Below are 3,688 nucleotides of genomic sequence, written 5' to 3'. Positions count from 1 at the left end.
GGGCATCACCTGACCGCGAACTTGATCTCTGGTCGACGGCGGAACGTGCTTGCGGACAGATTGCAATCGATCTCGAGGGGGCGATGGCAACGGAAGACCACGCCGGCGTACTGGCGGCGGTCGACGTGGAAAAGTTTGCGTCGCCCGAAGACGTCGCCGAAAGGGTTCGCGAGGCGGTGCTACTGGCCTGCCTCGAACGGCATCGGCTGTGCGATTTGGTAGCTCAATGAGCACAAGAATGGACCGCCGTTCTTTCATGGGCGCCGGCTTGTACCCTGTGATCGCGTTGTTGCCGAGCTCGTTCCAAGCGCAAGGCGGACAGACGCCGGAAGGCAAGGAGTTCGTTCTGGCGGGTGAGTACGGCTTCGAACAGCAATTGATTCGGGATCTTCAGCCTGGAGCAACCATCGACGCTCGCAATGCTGCCTTCACGGTTGCCAACAGCAGAAACAGAGATCCCAGCGCGACGATGGGCTGCGACGAGGGGCCGTTGCCTCTCAATCGATATCCCGTCGTCATCCGCAACTCTCCCGGCGTTCACTTTATCGGCGGCCGCTTCGATGGCCAGGTGCCGCTAACGTCTGATTGGCAGGACACCTACTGCAACAGCGCGGCTCTGCTCATCAGGGACGGAACCGCCAATGCGACGATAGAGGGTGTCCGTGCGCGTCGCTGCTGGGATGGCATTCGTTTCGCCGAGCACGCCGACGGCTTTCGGCTAAAAGGGTGCTGGCTCAGCGAAATCAGGGATGATGCGGTGGAGAACGACTATCTCCTCAGCGGTATCATCGAAGATTGCCTGTTCGACGGATGTTTCTCGGGGATCAGCCTGGATCCCGCGTCAAACGAACGGGACGGATCAGGGGAAACCGTTCGGATCGATGGATCCCTAATCCGTATGCACGCCTTTCTCTCCAAGGGCGAAATCACACATCAGGCGCCGATCAAGGCTGTCGATCAGTCACCCAGGTTGAGGATCAAGGAATCGGTCTTTGCATTGGCCGCGGCCAACATGCGTGGATTCCGTCGCCTGGAAAGAACATGGCGGCTGACGATTGAAAGCCGGGACAACGTGTTGCTGTGGCTGCCCGACGAGCCAATCCCCTCCGCATTGCCGCTGCCGCTCTCTGGTTTCAAATTGCTGACGGGCGCCAACGCCCGCGAATATTGGAACAAGGCGCATTTACGGTGGATCGCGGTGCATCAGGACGTGGTCCGGTTCTCCGACGAAGTGCTGTGAGAAGTCGCAGCCGTCGGCAATGATATCCGAACTGCGAAGGCCTGTGGCGCGCGCTCTTTGCATGCACCTGCTTTGCAACAACAGCTTGGACCGTCACCGCGATGAATCAGCACGAGACGATTGACAGAATCGTGGCATCAGGCCCCGCCGATCACAATCCTGGGACGTTTGTGACCCGGGGGCGGTTGGTACGCGTCAGGGGACAAAACATCCTGTTCAGCCCATCCCAGCAGGCCATTTTCGCCGTCAACGATACTGCTGCCGACATCTGGCGCTCTCTGGAAGAAGGCATGCCACCGCAAGCCATCTCGGTCGAGATGGCGCACAGAGGCGTTGATAGGCTTGAGGCAGACAGGCATGTCGAGGCTGCGCTCGGGGATTGGCTGCGGCTGAGCCTGGTGCGGCCATGCACGCCTTTGTCTATTTCGTCAGCTCAAAAGCCTGTGAGCCAGGTGGTCGCCGTTGCGGGCCTCAACATACGCATCGTTTATCCGGCAGCCTGCGCCTTTCCCGCGATCACCGTATTTCGGCACCTTGAGGTCAGAAGTGAGACTGCCGACGTTCTGCTCGAGGTGGTCTGGCACGGGGGGAGAGTCCATCTATTGCGGGACGGCGGGTGGATCTTGTCGTGCTCCCTCGACGAGTTACCCGTCATGCTGAAGGGGCAATTGCTGACCGAGGTTCTGGATTACGGCGCCTATGAGCTTGCTCTCCATGCGGCAGCGCTTTTCAGAAATGAACGCATCGTTCTTCTTTGTGGCAATCCAGGCGCCGGCAAGACAACGCTGACCTTGGCATTGGTCCATGCAGGATTTGGCTTTGTCGCCGATGATGTGACGCTGCTGGACTCCAGCGGGCATGGCATTGGCCTTCCGTTTGCCCCGGCAGTCAAGGCGGGAGCATGGCCTCTGCTGGCCGAATACTGCCCCGGCCTCGATGCGGTTCCAGTCTGTCGCCGCCCAGATCGCAGGCGTGTACGGTTTGCCGTGCCCAAGGCGTTCGTGCCGTTGCCTCCTGATCCTCTCCCCATCGGCCGTGTGGTCCTGCTCCGTCGAGGTCGCGACTCGAAAGCGAGCCTGGAGCCGGTCGATCCAGCTCACGCTTTGCGCGGCCTTCTCAACGGCGCGCTTGCACCCGGCGGAGAGCTGAGTGGCACCGCGTTTGACGTCCTGATCCAACTCATCGGATCGGCGGAAACCTGTTGCCTGACCTATTCGAGGCTTGATGACGCGGTAAAACTGATCACGAAAGCATGCCGATGATGAGCAGAGGCAATGCGCTTGAGGCGTTGATCGCCGGACTGCGTGGTAGCCCGCCCGACCGCACCGATTGGCGGGCCGTGATTGCTCTGGCAAATCACACTCTGCTCACACCCGATTTGTTCTCGTCCCTCGCGCGTTCCGGACAGATCCACCATCTTCCGGAGGACGTGCGCGAATACCTTCAGTTCGTCCACGGCTGCAATCGGGAACGGAACCTGCGCTTGCGTACCCAACTGCGTGAAGCCGTTGCGGCCCTCAACCGCCGCGATGTCGTTCCGTTCCTGCTCAAGGGCGCCATTCCCCTGTTCCTTTCGCCGGCCGGTCAGGTCCCTAGCAGGATGACGAGTGACCTGGATCTAGCCGTTGACTCGCCCGAAGAGACGATCGCCCGAGCCTGTCTTGAAGAACTTGGCTACGTCGATGTGGCGGGCGCTCGAGGTATGGCCCGCCAGCAGGACGCCGGAATGCTGGAACTGCGGACGAGCCGGTCGAACGGCTTTGAACCGCCCAAGCTCGTCCAGCGAGACGGCCTTCGGGTGAAAATTCCGTCCGCTCAGTCTCGCGCCCTGCACTGGATGGTGCACGATCTACTCAAGGAGGGAGATTATTGGCGCGGAAGGATTGATCTCAGACACCTTTATGATCTGGCAAGATTAGCGGAAAGCGATGACGTGGACTGGACCGCACTGCAGGCTTCCATGTCGGATCGAAGCGCTCGAAATGCGCTCGATACCCAGCTGCTGGCTTTGCACCATTTCTTTGGAACCAGAATCCCGGCGAAATGTGGACAACGCCCGATGATCCGTTTCCAGCACTGGAGGCGCATCTTCACGGCGATCCACCCCGTCATCGGCGCCCCGCTGCGACTGACAGGGAATTTGATGTGGGGCACATGGCGGTTTTCACGTGCCTACAGCTTGGCGCGACGTGGACCATCCGACCTCTTGCGTCGCATCGCTCGCACCCTTTTTGACCCTCGCACGAAAATCTAAGCCTTTTGGAGAACTAGTGCCAATGTATCAGCAAGCATAAAGTGAAATTCGTAAATCTGAGAAATTTGTGGGAAGGTGTGACATGTCAACTGAAGGCACAAAACGCTCGGAGCGGACGCAGGAGACCCTGGTCTCGGAAGCTCAAGCGCGCCGTGATTTTCTCAAGAAGGCGGGGCGTTTTGCGGCGGTTACGC

General features: G+C 59.7%; 4 protein-coding genes. All 4 read left to right on the top strand.

Features of this window, described 5'->3' with window-relative positions; translation table 11 throughout:
• The coding region (locus tag AC1DX0_RS32790) for a hypothetical protein (RefSeq protein WP_477358520.1) at positions 1-230 on the top strand (230 nt) is incomplete at its 5' end.
• Positions 231-238: 8 nt separating this feature from the next.
• Complete coding sequence (locus AC1DX0_RS32785; protein WP_477223852.1) at positions 239-1,240, top strand: hypothetical protein; 1,002 nt, start codon at positions 239-241, stop codon at positions 1,238-1,240.
• A gap of 101 nt (positions 1,241-1,341) precedes the next feature.
• Positions 1,342-2,502 carry a PqqD family protein gene (locus tag AC1DX0_RS32780; protein WP_477223853.1) on the top strand — a complete coding sequence of 387 codons (1,161 nt, stop codon included), beginning with the start codon at positions 1,342-1,344 and terminating at the stop codon, positions 2,500-2,502.
• Positions 2,493-3,494, top strand: coding sequence for a nucleotidyltransferase family protein (locus tag AC1DX0_RS32775; RefSeq protein WP_477223854.1), 1,002 nt, complete (start codon positions 2,493-2,495; stop codon positions 3,492-3,494). The genes AC1DX0_RS32780 and AC1DX0_RS32775 overlap by 10 nt, the downstream gene beginning before the upstream one ends.
• Positions 3,495-3,688: the final 194 nt, after the last annotated feature.

The organism is Mesorhizobium sp. P3_A9, assembly GCF_056402975.1.
The sequence above is the reverse complement of the archived record's forward strand: the minus strand, read 5'-3'. Positions and strand labels throughout refer to the sequence as shown.